We start from the raw sequence: 14,852 nt of genomic DNA, 5'->3' as shown, positions 1-14,852 counted from the left end.
GTTGGAAAATTACCACCCTGACTTTAACCATTCAAGCATTTTTGTATGCATCGCTGTGCCAGCGTACTCCGCGCTGAGCGGAGTCCCCACGTCCCAGGTCTTGAGTGTGCGATAGTCGCGAAACGCTTCGGCTTCAAACAGCCGTTTGTTCAAATCTTCCTGTAGACCCGGAATCCGCGAAAAAAAATCAACAATGGTTTGCGATGTTTCAGACTCGCGGCCCAGATGATGTTGAAAGTAATAATATAGAGAAAATTTTCCTGGACCCTCAAGCCATGGGACATCGGACGCTCGAGCGATTTGTTGTCTGACAGTTAGGACTCTTGAGTAGAGGCGCGGAACCTGTCTTCGAACGCGCTCAGCATCATCAGCATCGGTTGGCGTTGCCACTTCGATTTCGATCTGTGCGTAATGGTCAAGGACTTCTTGGAAGATGTGGTGAGTGACGAACTTCAGATGAGATCTAGGCGAAATTTGATCCTGAGATTTCTTCATTAGCTCTTCAATTTTAGATCGCAAAGCGAGTAATTTAATTCTGCTATCTTGCGGTTTTACTATCGATATTAGTTCATGTTCGTAGATTATTTTGTGAAATTCGGCGAGCTCATCAGTTGCCCGATGGTGCTCTAGAATCCCTATCGCTCTGCGAAAACCATTTTCGTTCGGTGAGCCCTCCACAATGGCCCGGGTAACAAAGATGACTGGATCCAAAGAACCGACCATGTCATCCAGTTTGGATTTATCACCATATTTTGTCAAAATAAGCTCGACATCCAAGTTCTTTATAAATGCGTTAACAAATATGTTGAAATTGGTTATTTCATCGTCAAAAGCTAGAAGTCGGCTCATGCGCGCAAGTATAAATGGCACTTCCTTGCGGTGAGGGTACAGCATATATGCTCTTGCCAGATCGGGTGCCGTTGCAAAGGGAACTGCCTCGGTGGCCTCTGACAACGTCATGTCCTTGATCAGTGCAACATAGCTCCAACGAGAGAATAAATCTTTAAGCATCAGACTACTAATCAAAGCAATGCAAGTCGCGATAATAATTGACAGGCATATAAACTTTCGAAAATGCCTCAAGCATTTTCGTCGGTATGCTTGAACGGTTCTAAAGCCAAGGGCTTGCGAGAATTTGGGGTTATTAAGAAATGTCCATGTCGCCACACCTAAGGCGCCGGCCCATTGGGATACGTCCAAAAATTCCGGATGAAAAAGATAAAAGAAACTAATGAACGCTGCAAATATACCTAGGGCGTGTACTGCGTAAAATGTCAGTAGCTTGACGGAGTCGTTTGCAGAAGAGATCAAAATAATGGCGCCTCCGTTTTGATAGAGCCCGGCATTTTGAAGAACGCAACGTCGCTCAATATCACATCTTTTCGAAGAAACAAGCCGATAAGTTCAATAATGCATTAACATAAAAAGGCTGAGCGCGCATTCAAAACGATGTACCAAAAGCTCCACGCCGAAAAGATATTGAGCTTACGTAAGTCCGCCATCGCCTAGCTGGTTTATACGGCCAACTTCGACAAAAACGCGATGTGTGAGTCATCTGTTCTCTCCAAGTTGTGCGTATCTACATGCGCGGTACGCATTAATGGCAGTTACGGCGTTAGCGCCGAGAGGTTGCCAACCGGCTACTTCGCCAACGACGGTGGCCGGTTCAGAGAATCGTGCAGTCGCCATCAGCCGTAAATATGCCTTTAGGCCTACTCTATGTTGGGGGCGCGCCGCGCTCCACGATGGCGATCTAAAAGGACCGCGGCGACTGGCACCTTCAGTAGGGAGCCCGATCGGCGTCCTCGACGCTTCTTGCCAAGCGCAGCTTTCTTCGCTAATGCGCAAAACTTGAGAGCCTCCTGCACGATGCGCCAAAAATCGTCCATCAATCTCTTGACGAGCCGGCGGCTACCCTCAGTGCGGATAGTTGCGCCCCGTGCTGAAGCTCCACGCTGGCGCATGCGGCACCTTGGCGACTGCGGCGCAGCGCATTCCGTATTTCAATAGCGCCTCCATCCATCGACGAACCAGAGACAAAAGGACTTGCGCAATGATTCAGGATTTCACGGGCACCACGGCCGTTCTCACAGGCGCCGGCTCCGGCTTCGGCCTCGAATGCGCCCGCATCGGTGCGCAGCGCGGCATGAATCTGGTGCTGGTCGACGTGCAGCAGGACGCGCTGGACCGTGCGGCCGCCGAGATGGAAGCGACCGGTGCCCAGGTGTTGGCGCGCAAGGTCGACGTGTCGGACGCCGCGCAGATGGAAGCCCTTGCCGCCGCGGTAAAAGAGCGCTTCGGCGCACCGCACTTCGTGTTCAACAACGCGGGCGTGGGCGCCGGCGGGCTGGTGTGGGAGAACACGGTCGCCGACTGGGAATGGGTGCTCGGTGTCGACCTGTGGGGCGTGGTGCACGGCGTGCGCCTGTTCACGCCGATGATGCTCGAGGCCGCCGCCAAAGACCCGGCCTACCGCGGCCACATCGTCAACACCGCCAGCATGGCCGGCTTGCTGACGCCGCCCAACATGGGCATCTACAACACCGCGAAGGCCGCGGTCGTGAGCCTCACCGAGACGCTTTACCAGGACCTGAAGCTCATCACCGACCAGGTGGGTGCCAGCCTGCTGTGCCCGTACTTCGTGCCCACCGGCATCACCAGCAGCGAGCGTAACCGGCCCGGCGCGCTGGCCGCAGACAAGCCGACCAAGAGCCAGCTGATCGGCCAGGCGATGAGCAACAAGGCGGTCAGCAGCGGCAAGATCACGGCCGCGGAGGTCGCGCACAAGGTGTTCGAAGCCATCAGCGCCAACCAGTTCTACGTGTTCAGCCACCCCAAGGCGCTGGGCAACGTGAAGAGCCGCATGGAGAACATCGTGGCCCTCACGAATCCGGCCGACCCGTTCCTGGAGCGGCCCGAGATCGGCGAAAAGCTTCGCGCCCAGCTTCGGGCGGATTGATCGCGGCCGGAAGGCGGCGATACGTCCGTGTCGGCGTCGGGAGGGCAGCCACGTAGGCCGCCGCTGGCAGACAGCTGAGCTGATTTGGCGACACTGGCGCGATGCTGCAGTCCGCCTACGCCATGCCTGCCCCCATCGATCGCGCACACGGCCCGGTGCGCGCGCATCTGACCAAGCACGACCTCGGCGCGCAGCTCGCGCGCCGCGCCGACGAATGGGTGCGCAATGCGAGCCCTGCCGACCTGCTGCACGTGTTGCTGTGCGGCGGCTTCTCGCCGGTGATCGAGGAAGACGATGGCCGTGTGCGCACCGGCATCGACGTGGGCGGCGTGCCCAGCCCCTTGTCGAGGCTGGGCATCATCTGGTCCGACCTGCCGCCGGCGGAAACCTTGCCCATCGTCGCGATGGTCTGGGACGCCACGGCGCCGCCGAAGGACAGCCGCCTTTGGGAAGCCTGGCTCGCCCTCGACGGCCATGCGCGGGATGGTGCACGCCGCTTCCTGCGCGACGAGATCGACCAGGCGATTCCGTTGTTCGAAGCCTGCGCCGACAGCTGGCTTCAAGAGAATTAAGTCCTTCGTTGTATCTGTTGCATTCGGATGTAACCCACTGCTTCTTCAACAGGCAATCCGGCGCAAAGCCTTGCGGGACAAGGGTTCCCAGACTTGCTCATGGAGTTTTCCACAAGCTTTTCCACCCTCGGCGGGGACATGTCCAACGTCGCCGCGCATACGCATTTGCGCGAGACTGTGACAGCGCGTCCTGACCTGTCGATGCATCCTCGCCGACTTGCCCCGGGCGTTGACGGGGGCTTGACGAGGCGCCGGTCGGGGAGCGCCTAACCTCGGCAGGTTCCGCTTCTTTCCCACCCAGCCAGACCAAAGGAGATCTGCATGGCCTACGTCGACGGATATGTTCTTCCAGTCCCCAAGCGCAACCTCGAGCAGTACCGCGAGATGGCCACCAAGGCCGGCAAGATCTGGCGCGAGCACGGCGCGCTGGAATACCGCGAGTGCGTGGCCGACGACGTCAAGTCCGGCGAAGTCACGTCCTTCCCGCAGGCCGTGATCCTGAAGGACGACGAACTGGTGGTCTTCTCGTACATCGTGTTCGAATCGCGCGCCCACCGCGACGAGGTCAATGCCAAGGTGATGGCCGACCCGCGCCTGGCCGACATGATGGACCCCAAGAACTCGCCCTTCGACGGCAAGCGCATGTTCTGGGGCGGCTTCGATACGCTGGTATCGGTCTGATCGTTCTGGCCCGCCTGCTGCCCCGGTGCGGGAACCGCCGGTTCGCCGTGGTCGTCCAAGCAGCCTCGCACCCAGTACTCGAGGAGCGCGCCATGCCCGACCGGAACTTCATCGCTGCCGCCTGCCTGTTCGTCCTGTCGGCCTCGGCCGTGGCGCAACCGGCCGGCCTGACGGTCAGCTTCATCCACCCCGAGAGCTACACGGATGCGGCGTACTCGCGATCCTTCCCGTCCGAGAAAGACCGCGCCGAAGTCATGCGCGACATCGAGCGCCACCTTCAATCGTTGGCCAGCCGCACGCTGCCGCCCGGCGACGCCTTGCGCATCGAGGTGCTCGACGTCGACCTGGCCGGCCATTTCGAACCCTGGCGCGCCCCGTCGGCTGCCGACCTGCGCGTGATGCGCGGTGTCACCTGGCCGCGCATGCAACTGCGCTACACGCTGACGCAGGGCGGCCAGGTGGTGGCGAGCGGCGAGGAGCGCATCGCCGACCAGAACTACCTGCTGACGGTGAACCGCTATTCGACCAGCGACCGCCTGCGCTACGAGAAGGCGATGCTCGACGACTGGTTCGACCGGCGCATCGTCAAGCGCCAAGGCTGATTCGCGCCGCGGCCTGCATGCCCTACATCGACGCTTCGAGCATCTCGCGGTAGTCCTCGCGCGTGGCCAGACGCGGATTGGTCTTGTGGCAGTGGTCGGCCATCGCGCCGTCGATCACGGGCTCGAACATCGCGGCCGTCACGCCGACCTCGGCCAGGCCCTTGGGCAAGGCCAGGCGCGCGTTCATGTCGCGGACCGCCGCGCCCAGGTCGCCGGCGGAGTCGAGGTTCATGGCCTGCGCCATGCGTTGCAGCCGCTGGTCCTTCTGCACCGATTCCGCACCTGCGTTGAACGCGATCACGGCCGGCAGGAAGAGGGCGTTGAGCGTGCCGTGGTGCAGGCGCGGATCGATGCCGCCCAGGCTGTGGCTCAGCGAATGCACGCAGCCCAGGCCCTTCTGGAACGCCATGGCGCCCTGCATCGACGCGCTCATGAGGTTGAGCCGCGCCTCGCGGTCGCTGCCGTCGTTGGTGGCGCGCTCGATGTAGCGCCAGGCACGCTGCAGTCCGTCGAGCCCGATGCCGTCGGCCGGCGGATTGAAAGCGGCCGACATGAAGGTCTCCATGCAGTGCGCGATGGCGTCCATGCCCGTCGCGGCGGTCAGGCGCGGGGGCAGGCCGAGCGTGAGTTCGGGGTCGCAGATGGCCGCCTTGGGCATCAGGAACCAGCTGTGAAAACCGAGCTTGCGGTGGTCGTCGACGATGACGATGGCGCCGCGCGCGACCTCGCTGCCGGTGCCGCTGGTGGTGGGAATCGCGATCAGCGGCGCCACGCGCTCGGTGATCTTCGGCGAGCCGCCTTCGATGGTCGCGTAGGTCTTGAGCGGGCCTTCGTGCGTGGCGGCGATGGCCACGCCCTTGGCGCAGTCGATCGCCGAGCCGCCGCCGACCGCCACGAGTCCGTCGCAGCCTTGCTCGCGGTAGAGGGCTGCCGCGGCACGCACCGCGGCCTCGGTCGGGTTCGAGGGCGTCTGGTCGAACACCGCGTGCGGCAAGCCTTCGAGCGCATCGAGCGCCTTCTGCAGGATGCCGGCCGCGCGCACACCGGCGTCGGTGACGATCAGCGGCCGCGTGATGCCGATGCGCTCGCATTCGCTGCGCAGCAGGCGCACCGCGCCGAAGTCGAACTGGATCTGGGTCAGGTACTGGATGAGGGCCATGGGACGTTTGAAGTGGGGCGCTACGATGCGGGGCCTTCCAATTTAACAAGCAGCGCCCGACTTGCCCATGAGCCCGATCCCCATGCCGCCACTGACTTCCAAAATGGCCGGCGTGGTCGACCGCATGGCACGCGCGCACCAGGCGCCTTACTACACGCTGAGCGCCGCCGAGGCCAGGGCGGCCTACGAGAAGGGCGCCGGCGTGCTCGAGGTGCCCAAGCCTGCGCTGGCCCGCATCGACGACTTCACCATCCCGGCGCGCGATGGCCACGCGGTGCCGGCCCGGCTCTACGCGCCGTCGAACGACAGGCTGCCGCTGCTGCTGTTCTTCCACGGCGGCGGCTTCACCGTCGGCAGCATCGCCACCCACGACACGCTGTGCCGCGTGCTGAGCCACAAGAGCGGCTGCGCGGTGGTGTCGCTCGACTACCGCCTGGCACCCGAACACAAGTTTCCGACGGCGTCCGACGATGCCTGGGATGCCCTGCAGTTCATCGCGAAAGAGGCCGGCGGGCTCGGCCTCGACGGCACGCGCATCGCGCTGGGCGGCGACAGCGCTGGCGGCACGCTGGCTGCGACCTGTGCCATCTTCGCGCGCGACGCCGGGTTGCCGGTGGCGCTGCAGATGCTCTTCTACCCGGGCACGACCGCGCACCAGGACACGGCCTCGCACCGCGTCTTCGAGAAAGGCCCGCTGCTCGACGAGCCGCTGATCAGCTGGTTCTTCGCCCAGTACGTCAACACCCCGGCCGACCGCGACGACTGGCGCTTCGCCCCGCTCAATGCCGACGACGTCGACGGCGTCGCACCCGCCTGGATCGGCCTGGCCGAATGCGACCCGGTCGTCGACGAGGGCATCGCCTACGCCGACAAGCTGCGCGCCGCGGGCGTGCCGGTGGCGCTCGATATCTACCGCGGCGTGATCCACGAATTCGTCAAAATGGGCCGGGCCATCCCCGAAGCGCTGCAGGCCCAGGCCGACGCGGCGCGCGCCCTTCAGGAAGCCCTGCAACCATGACCGAGACCACCCGCAAGACCGACTACCGCTTCTTCCACCGCCTGCGCGTGCGCTGGGCCGAGGTGGACATGCAGAAGATCGTCTTCAACGCCCACTACCTGATGTACTTCGACACCGCCATCGCCGACTACTGGCGCGCGATGGCGTTGCCCTATGAAGAGGCGATGCATGTGCTCCAAGGCGACCTGTACGTGCGGAAGGCGACCGTCGACTTCCACGCGTCCGCGCGTGCGGACGACATGCTCGACGTCGGCATGAAGTGCGTGCGCGTGGGCAACTCGTCGATCATTTTTCATGGCGGGCTGTTCCGAGGCGATGACTTTCTGGTGGGTTGCGAGCTGGTCTACGTGTTCGCCGACCCTGCCACGCAGACCTCGAAGCCGGTGCCGCCGTTGTTGCGCGAAACGCTGGCCGCCTACGAGGCCGGCGAAAGCATGCGCAGCGTGCAGACCGGCAGCTGGGCCGAGCTGGGCGAGGGCGCAGGTGCGGTGCGGCGCAGCGTCTTCATCGAGGAGCAGCGCATTCCCAAGGAACTCGAATGGGACGAGCACGACGAGAGCGCCGTCCACGCCGTCGCGCGCAACCGCCTGGGCCAGGTCATCGCCACAGGGCGGCTGGTGCCCGGCGAGCCCGGCCAGGGCCGCATCGGCCGCATGGCGGTGCACCGCGCGCTGCGCGGCGGCGGCCACGGCGCGGCCGTGCTGCAGGCGCTGGAGCACGCCGCCAAGGCGCGCGGCGACCGTGAAGTGACGCTGCATGCCCAGCGCAGCGCCGAGGCCTTCTACGCGCGGCTCGGCTACGGCCTGCACGGCGAACCTTTCGAGGAAGCCGGCATCGCCCACATCGAGATGCGGCGCGCGCTTTGAACGCGAACGGCGGCCGCTAGTACACCAGGCCCGGCTCGCCCCATGAACCTCCGCCTCAAGATCGTCGCGCTGGCTGTCGCGCCGTTGATCGTCGCCTTGGTGCTGGTGACGCTGGCCGTGCGCCACCAGGAGCGCGACCTGGCCGAGCGCGAGCGCGCGCTGATCGAGCAGACCTACATGAACCAGCGGCGCAACGAGCTGAGCAGCTACGTGGCCCTGGCCGTGAGCGTGGTCAAGCCGCTCTACGACGCGGGCCTGGACGACGAAGCCACGCGGACCGAAGCCCTGCATCGCCTGGCCGCGCTCGACTACGGCAACGACGGCTATTTCTTCGTGTACGACCTGCAGGGGCGATCGCTCATGCATTCGCGCCAGCCGGATCTGGTCGGCCAGAACCTGTGGGAGCTGAAGGACTCGCAGGGCCGCTTCACCATCCAGGAGCTGATCGCGCGGGCCCGCGACGGCGGCGGCTTCGTCGAGTACGAATGGCGCAAGCCGTCGAGCGCGCAGCTCGCGCCCAAGCTCGGTTATGTGACGGCGCTGCCGCGCTGGAACTGGATGGTGGGCACCGGCCTGTACCTCGACGACATCCAGTCGGCCATGCAGACGCTGGACCGGCAGATGAACACCAACGTCACGACCACCATGCTGTGGATCGCCGGCATCGCGGCGCTGTGCCTTTCTGCCGTGAGCGCCGGCGGGCTGCTGCTCAACCTCAGCGAGCATCGCGTTGCCGAGGCCAAGCTGCGCCTGCTGGCGCGCCAAGTCGTGCAGTCGCAGGAAGAAGAGCGCGGCCGCCTCGCACGTGAACTGCACGACGGCACCAGCCAGACGCTGGTGTCCACCAAGCTGCTGGTCGAATCGGCGGTCGACACGCTCGAGCGTGCGCATCAGACCGCGCCGGCGGTGCTGGCCAAGGCTGTGGCGCGGCTTAACGAGACCTTGTCGGAAGTGCGGCGCATCTCGCACCGGCTGCGCCCGGCGCTGCTCGACCAGCTGGGCCTGCCGGCCGCGCTGGAGCGCTTGGGCGCGGAGTTCGGCGACGAAGGCAGCGTCGCTGCATCCGTGGCGGTGCAGGGCACGGCGCAAGAGCTGCCTGAAGAGGTGAAGACGGCCCTGTTCCGCGTCGCCCAGGAGGCCTTGACCAACGTGCGCAAGCACGCGCGGGCGCGCCAGGTGCGTATCGCGCTCGACTTCGAAGAGCGCGGCCTGCGCCTGGAGCTCAGCGACGACGGCGTCGGCTTCGACGTCGAAGCGACCCAGCTCGACCCACGGCGCGGCATCGGCCTGCGCAACATGCGCGAGCGCATCGCCGCCATCGGCGGGCGCCTCGACGTGCGTTCGGCTGCGAGCGGCACGGCCATCGTGGCGTTCGTGCCGGCGAAGAGTCTGGAGGCGACATGAGGCGCAGGGCCGCAGCCAAGGCGAGCATTGCAGTGCAGAACGGAGGCACGCCGTGAGCGCGCCCATTCGCCTGTTCCTGGTCGACGACCACCCCTTGGTGCGCGACGGCCTGCATGCGCGGCTCGACCCGCTGCCCAACATCGAGATCGTGGGCGAGGCCGGCAGCGCGGCCGAGGCGCTCGAAGCCATCGCCCGCCTGCAGCCGCAGCTGGTGCTGGCCGACGTCGGCATGAAGGACATGAACGGAATCGAGCTCGCAGCGGCGCTGCAGGAGCGGCACCCGGACGTGCGCGTGGTCATGCTCAGCATGTACGACAACCCCGAGTACGTGCAGCAGGCCCTGGCGGCCGGCGCGCGTGGCTACGTGCTGAAAGACGCACCGGCCGCGGAGATCGTCGCCGCCATCGAAGCGGCTGCGGCGGGCGGCACCTTCCTGAGCCCGGCCGTGTCGCAACGCCTCTTCCGCAACCAGGCGCCGCGCCCGCTGCTCACGCCGCGCGAAAGCGAGATCCTCTCGGCCCTGGGCCGCGGCGAGTCGAGCAAGCAGATCGCACGCGAGCTGGGCCTGAGCGTGCGAACGGTGGAGGCCCACCGCCAGAGCATCAAGCGCAGGCTGGGGATCGACGGGCAGGCGGAGTTGATCAAGTACGCGGTGGAGCACGCGCGGCAGTTCGGGCAAGGCTGATCGGAGGTTGCTCCAGGGTTATCCCTTAAGTGAAGCCGCGCGCACCACCTGCGCGGTGTGACGGATGCAGACGCGCCCCGGGCTCGCCACACTGCCCGGGGTCAGCGTTCCAAGGAGACATCCGCATGCAAAACATCCGCCGCCACATCGTGTGGTTTCTCGTGGCGATCGTCGGCGCCTTCGCGCTCGGCACGGTCGCCCTGTCGCGGGGCGAGGCGATCAGCGCCCTGTGGGTGGTGGCCGCGGCCATCTGCGTCTACCTGATCGCGTACCGCTACTACAGCCTGTTCATCGCCGAACGCGTGCTCGGGCTCGACGCCAATCGCATGACGCCGGCCCATCGGCACAACGACGGGCTGGACTACGTGCCGACGGACAAGAACGTGCTCTTCGGCCACCACTTCGCGGCCATCGCGGGGGCGGGGCCGCTGGTGGGTCCGGTGCTGGCGGCGCAGATGGGCTACCTGCCCGGGTTGCTGTGGATCCTGGCCGGCGTGGTGTTCGCGGGGGCGGTGCAGGACTTCATCGTGCTCTTCATCTCCACGCGTCGCGACGGCCGATCGCTGGGCGACCTGATCAAGCAGGAGATGGGCACGGTGCCGGGCCTGATCGCGCTCTTCGGCACCTTCATGATCATGATCATCATCCTGGCCGTGCTGGCGCTGATCGTGGTGAAGGCGCTCGCCGAATCGCCCTGGGGCGCGTTCACGGTGGCGGCGACGATTCCGGTGGCGATCTTCATGGGCGTGTACCTGCGCTACATCCGCCCGGGCCGCATCGGCGAGATCTCGGTGATCGGCTTCGTGCTGCTGATGCTGGCCATCTTCGGCGGGCAGGCCGTGGCGAACAACCCCGACTGGGCGCCGCTTTTCACCTTCGACGGCAAGGCGCTGACGTGGATGCTCGTGGGCTACGGCTTCGTCGCCGCCAGCCTGCCGGTGTGGCTGCTGCTGGCGCCGCGCGACTACCTGTCGACCTTCCTGAAGATCGGCACCATCGTCGCGCTGGCGATCGGCATCGTGTTCGTCGCGCCGACGCTGCAGATGCCGGCCGTCACGCAATTCGCGCAAGGCAACGGGCCGGTGTGGTCGGGCAGCCTGTTCCCCTTCCTCTTCATCACCATCGCCTGCGGCGCGGTGTCGGGCTTCCATGCGCTGATCTCGTCGGGCACCACGCCGAAGATGCTGGACAACGAGCGCCACGCGCGTTTCATCGGCTACGGCGGCATGCTGGCCGAGTCCTTCGTCGCCGTGATGGCGCTGGTAGCCGCAGCCTGCATCGAGCCGGGCGTGTACTTCGCGATGAACAGCCCGGCCGCGCTGGTGGGCAACACGCCGGCCGCGGTGGCGCAGACCATCTCGAGCTGGGGCTTCGTGGTCACCCCCGAGATGCTGGTGCAGACCGCCAAGGACGTGGGCGAAACCACCATCCTCGGCCGCACCGGCGGCGCACCGACGCTGGCCGTCGGCATGGCGCACATCCTGCACCAGGCCCTGGGCGGGCAGGCCATGATGGCCTTCTGGTACCACTTCGCGATCTTGTTCGAGGCGCTGTTCATCCTGACCGCGGTCGACGCCGGCACCCGCGCCGGGCGCTTCATGCTGCAGGATCTGCTGGGCAGCTTCGTGCCGGCCCTCAAGCGCACCGATTCCTTCGTGGCCAACATGCTCGCCACCTTCCTGTGCGTCGCGGCCTGGGGGTACTTCCTGTACCAGGGCGTGGTCGATCCGCTGGGCGGCATCAACACGCTGTGGCCGCTGTTCGGCATCTCCAACCAGATGCTGGCCGCGGTGGCGCTGCTGCTCGGCGTGGTGGTGCTCTACCGCATGAAGCGCGAGCGCTATGCCTGGGTCGCCATCGCGCCGGCCGCCTGGCTGCTGGTGTGTACGCTCACGGCGGGCTGGCAGAAGATCTTCTCGGACGACCCGAAGGTGGGTTTCCTCTCGCACGCGTCGAAGTACGCCGAAGCGCTGGAGAAGGGCGTGCTGCTCGCACCGGCCAAGACGCCCGAGGCGATGTCGCGCATCATCTTCAACGACCGTCTCGACGCGGCGCTCTGCGCGCTCTTCATCTGCGTGGTGCTGAGCGTGCTGGTCTACACCGTGAAGAGCGTGCTCGCGGCTCGTGCGTCCAACAAGCCGACTGCGCACGAGACCCCCTTCGAACCGATTCCGACACAGACCGCCTGATGCGCTCCCTGGCCGCCTTGCCCGAGGCCGGGCGCTACCTGACCCGGTCGCTGGCGCAGTCGCTGCGCCTCATGGTGGGCCTGCCGGACTACGACGCGTACCTGAGCCACATGGAACGCACGCACCCGGACCAGGCGCCGATGAGCTACGAGGCCTTCTTCCGCGAGCGCTTGGAAGCGCGCTACGGCGGGGGCAAAGGGCGGTGCTGCTGATGCGGGCGCCGCGCCTTGCCGATGCGATTCAGATGTCTTCCAACAGGGGGTAGGGGAGGGGCTCGACCCTGAGGGCTGCGCCGTCGGCCGTGCCGGCGCGCAGCCCTCCGGACTCGAGTGCCGCGATCTGGATCGACACCAGCGCGGCCCAGCCGCCGTCCGGTGCCGGCGCGGCCTGTGCGACCAGGCCGACGGGCTGATCGGCATCGGCCGCTGCGAAGACTTCCTGGCCCGAATCGAGCGCCGCATCCGACTGCACCAGGTAGGTCCGCCGCTTGAGGGTGCCGCGGAACTGGCTGCGCGCCACCACTTCCTGGCCCGGATAGCAGCCCTTCTTGAAGTTCACGCCGCCGACCGACTCGTAGTTGAGCATCTGCGGCACGAAGGCTTCGACGATGGGCGTGCTGACGGTGACGATGCCGCTGCGCACCTCGCTCCAGGCCCAGAGCGCGGGGTCTAGCGCCGGACCTTCGGGCGCGGGGCCGCCGGCGGGCGCGATGCGCAGGGCGCGCGGAATGGCGTCGGCAGGGTAGAGCGACACCACACTGGCGTCGCCGGCCTGCGTGCAACGGCCGGGCGCCGCGGCGGGGTCTGCGCCATTGGCGGCGAGCGCCGTGCCGGCCAGGCCGTGCAGCATGAACTCGTCGGTCGCATCGCTGAGCTTGAGCTTGGCCCTCATCACGTACATCGACAAGCGCTTGAGCGTGGCCGGCAGGATGTCGCGGCCGATCACCAGCAGCACCAGGTCGGGCCGCGGCTTGATGCCGATGAAGCTTGCGATGACGCGGCCTTTGGCCGTGCACAAGGCGGCGAGCCGGGCCTCGGCGGGGCCGAGCAGGGCGAAATCCTGGGTCAGCTGGCCATTGAGGAAATGGGCGGCATCGGGGCCCTCGGCGCGGATCACGCCGAGATGGGACAAGGCTGTTACGCCATTCAGAACGACTGGGGTCATCGCTGAATTATCATGGGCCGATCCGTTCCGTTCGGCCCGCAGGGCTACCGCGTTCCCACCCCCGTCGTTGCTCCCCCGGATCCGTGCGCCGTTTCTTCCTCACGCTTTTCCTGCTCGTCGCCTTCGTCGTGCTCGGCACCGGCGCGGCCGGGCTGTGGTGGGTGCAGCAGCCGCTCAGGCTGCCGGCGCCCACGGTCGACCTGTCGGTCGAGCCCGGTACTACGCCGAAGGGCGTCGCGCAATCGATCGAGTCCGCGGGCGTCGCGGTGCCCTGGCAGCTGCTCTACGGCTGGTTCCGCTTCTCGGGGCAAGACCGACAGATCCGCGCCGGCAGCTACGAGCTGGAGCGCGGCGTCACGCCCCGGCTGCTGCTCAACATGCTGGTGCGCGGCGAAGAGGCCACCCGCAGCATCGTGATCGTGGAGGGCTGGAACTTCCGCCAGGTGCGTGCCGCGCTGGCCAAGGCCGAGCAACTGAAGCCCGACAGCCTGGGCCAGAGCGACGCCGATTTGATGACACGCCTCGGCCGGCCCGGCGTGCACCCCGAAGGCCGCTTCTTCCCCGACACCTACACCTATTCCAAGGGTTCGACCGACGTCGCCGTGCTGCAGCGCGCCCTGCGCGCCATGGACAAGAAGCTCGACGCGGCCTGGGCCGCACGTGCGTCCGACCTGCCTCTCAAGTCGCCCGACGAGGCGCTGATCCTCGCCAGCATCGTCGAGAAGGAAACCGGCGTCGCCAAGGACCGTGCCGAGATCTCGGCCGTCTTCGTCAACCGGCTTCGGGTCGGCATGCCGCTGCAGACCGACCCGACCGTCATCTACGGCATGGGCACCCGCTTCGACGGCAACCTGCGCAAGAAAGACCTGCAGACCGATACGCCGTGGAACACCTACATGCGGCCCGGCCTGCCGCCCACGCCGATCTCGATGCCCGGCAAGGCCGCGCTGCTGGCCGCGGTGCAGCCCTCGCAGAGCAAGTCGCTGTACTTCGTCTCGCGCGGCGACGGATCGAGCCAGTTCAGCAGCTCGCTCGACGAGCACAACCGGGCGGTCAACCGCTACCAGCGCGGCATCGACACGACGACACCGAAGGGCGATCAGCGATGAGCGGCCGGGGCTTGTTCGTGACGCTCGAAGGCATCGACGGGGCCGGCAAGTCCAGCCACATCGATGCCCTGCAATCACTGTTCGAGGGCGCGCGCCGGCAGGTCACGCGCACGCGCGAGCCCGGCGGCACGCCGCTGGCCGAAGCGTTGCGCACGATGATCCTCAACGAAGCGATGGACGCGCTGACCGAGTCGCTGCTGGTCTTCGCGGCGCGGCGCGACCACATCGTGCAGGTGATCGAGCCGGCACTCGCGCGTGGCGACGTGGTGCTGTGCGACCGCTTCACCGATGCCACGTTCGCGTACCAAGGCGGAGGGCGTGGCTTCGACCCGGCCGTTCTTTCCACGCTGGAGCGGTGGGCGCAGTCGCGCGACGGCACACTGCTGCAACCCGACCTGACGCTGTGGTTCGACCTGCCGCCCGAGATCGCGGCCGAGCGACTGG

At 65.9% G+C, this 14,852-nt stretch carries 15 protein-coding genes; 12 read left to right on the top strand and 3 right to left on the bottom strand.

What is annotated here, in order from left to right; genetic code table 11:
* Nucleotides 1-9: 9 nt before the first annotated feature.
* Nucleotides 10-954, bottom strand: coding sequence for a hypothetical protein (locus tag B0W80_RS34650; RefSeq protein WP_143684463.1), 945 nt, complete (start codon nt 952-954; stop codon nt 10-12).
* Nucleotides 955-2,053: 1,099 nt separating this feature from the next.
* On the opposite strand from B0W80_RS34650, the gene B0W80_RS03740 reads away from it, so the two are divergent.
* The 4 genes from B0W80_RS03740 (at nt 2,054) to B0W80_RS03725 (ending at nt 4,814) form a co-directional block, all read left to right on the top strand.
* Nucleotides 2,054-2,959 carry an SDR family oxidoreductase gene (locus B0W80_RS03740; RefSeq protein WP_076997774.1) on the top strand — a complete coding sequence of 302 codons (906 nt, stop codon included), beginning with the start codon at nt 2,054-2,056 and terminating at the stop codon, nt 2,957-2,959.
* A 101-nt stretch (nt 2,960-3,060) separates the two neighbouring features.
* The gene (locus B0W80_RS03735) at nt 3,061-3,531 is read left to right on the top strand and encodes a hypothetical protein (RefSeq protein WP_076997773.1); all 471 of its coding nucleotides are present in this window, start codon (nt 3,061-3,063) and stop codon (nt 3,529-3,531) included.
* Nucleotides 3,532-3,852: 321 nt separating this feature from the next.
* Nucleotides 3,853-4,212 carry a DUF1428 domain-containing protein gene (locus B0W80_RS03730; protein WP_076997772.1) on the top strand — a complete coding sequence of 120 codons (360 nt, stop codon included), beginning with the start codon at nt 3,853-3,855 and terminating at the stop codon, nt 4,210-4,212.
* A gap of 92 nt (nt 4,213-4,304) precedes the next feature.
* Entirely contained in the window at nt 4,305-4,814 is a 510-nt protein-coding gene (locus tag B0W80_RS03725; RefSeq protein WP_076997771.1) for a DUF3016 domain-containing protein, read from the top strand.
* A 22-nt stretch (nt 4,815-4,836) separates the two neighbouring features.
* Here B0W80_RS03725 and B0W80_RS03720 read toward each other — a convergent pair whose 3' ends face one another.
* Nucleotides 4,837-5,973: an iron-containing alcohol dehydrogenase gene (locus tag B0W80_RS03720; protein ID WP_076997770.1), complete on the bottom strand. Its 1,137-nt coding sequence runs from the start codon at nt 5,971-5,973 to the stop codon at nt 4,837-4,839.
* Between the two features lie 67 nt (nt 5,974-6,040).
* On the opposite strand from B0W80_RS03720, the gene B0W80_RS03715 reads away from it, so the two are divergent.
* The 6 genes from B0W80_RS03715 to B0W80_RS03690 all read left to right on the top strand — a co-directional run bounded on the left by B0W80_RS03715 (nt 6,041) and on the right by B0W80_RS03690 (nt 12,347).
* Nucleotides 6,041-6,991: an alpha/beta hydrolase gene (locus B0W80_RS03715; protein WP_076997769.1), complete on the top strand. Its 951-nt coding sequence runs from the start codon at nt 6,041-6,043 to the stop codon at nt 6,989-6,991.
* Complete coding sequence (locus B0W80_RS03710; protein WP_076997768.1) at nt 6,988-7,857, top strand: YbgC/FadM family acyl-CoA thioesterase; 870 nt, start codon at nt 6,988-6,990, stop codon at nt 7,855-7,857. Before B0W80_RS03715 ends, B0W80_RS03710 begins: the two co-directional genes overlap by 4 nt.
* A 42-nt stretch (nt 7,858-7,899) precedes the next feature.
* Nucleotides 7,900-9,261, top strand: a complete 1,362-nt coding sequence (locus tag B0W80_RS03705; protein ID WP_076997767.1) for a cache domain-containing protein — start codon at nt 7,900-7,902, stop codon at nt 9,259-9,261.
* A 52-nt stretch (nt 9,262-9,313) separates the two neighbouring features.
* Nucleotides 9,314-9,946 (top strand): response regulator transcription factor, encoded by a 633-nt coding sequence (locus B0W80_RS03700; RefSeq protein WP_076997766.1) that lies wholly within the window; start codon nt 9,314-9,316, stop codon nt 9,944-9,946.
* A 125-nt stretch (nt 9,947-10,071) separates the two neighbouring features.
* The gene (locus B0W80_RS03695) at nt 10,072-12,135 is read left to right on the top strand and encodes a carbon starvation CstA family protein (RefSeq protein WP_076997765.1); all 2,064 of its coding nucleotides are present in this window, start codon (nt 10,072-10,074) and stop codon (nt 12,133-12,135) included.
* Complete coding sequence (locus tag B0W80_RS03690) at nt 12,135-12,347, top strand: YbdD/YjiX family protein (RefSeq protein WP_076997764.1); 213 nt, start codon at nt 12,135-12,137, stop codon at nt 12,345-12,347. The genes B0W80_RS03695 and B0W80_RS03690 overlap by 1 nt, the downstream gene beginning before the upstream one ends.
* 28 nt (nt 12,348-12,375) lie before the next feature.
* Here B0W80_RS03690 and B0W80_RS03685 read toward each other — a convergent pair whose 3' ends face one another.
* On the bottom strand, nt 12,376-13,299 hold the full coding sequence (locus B0W80_RS03685) for a folate-binding protein YgfZ (RefSeq protein ID WP_076997763.1): 924 nt from the start codon (nt 13,297-13,299) through the stop codon (nt 12,376-12,378).
* An 83-nt stretch (nt 13,300-13,382) separates the two neighbouring features.
* On the opposite strand from B0W80_RS03685, the gene mltG reads away from it, so the two are divergent.
* Both mltG and tmk read left to right on the top strand, forming a co-directional pair.
* On the top strand, nt 13,383-14,408 hold the full coding sequence (gene mltG / locus B0W80_RS03680; RefSeq protein WP_076997762.1) for an endolytic transglycosylase MltG: 1,026 nt from the start codon (nt 13,383-13,385) through the stop codon (nt 14,406-14,408).
* The coding region (tmk, locus tag B0W80_RS03675) for a dTMP kinase (protein WP_076997761.1) at nt 14,405-14,852 on the top strand (448 nt) is incomplete at its 3' end. The genes mltG and tmk, both read left to right, overlap by 4 nt.

Source organism: Variovorax sp. KK3, from assembly GCF_001984055.1.
Taxonomy (GTDB): Bacteria; Pseudomonadota; Gammaproteobacteria; order Burkholderiales; family Burkholderiaceae_C; genus Variovorax.
The sequence above is the reverse complement of the archived record's forward strand: the minus strand, read 5'-3'. Positions and strand labels throughout refer to the sequence as shown.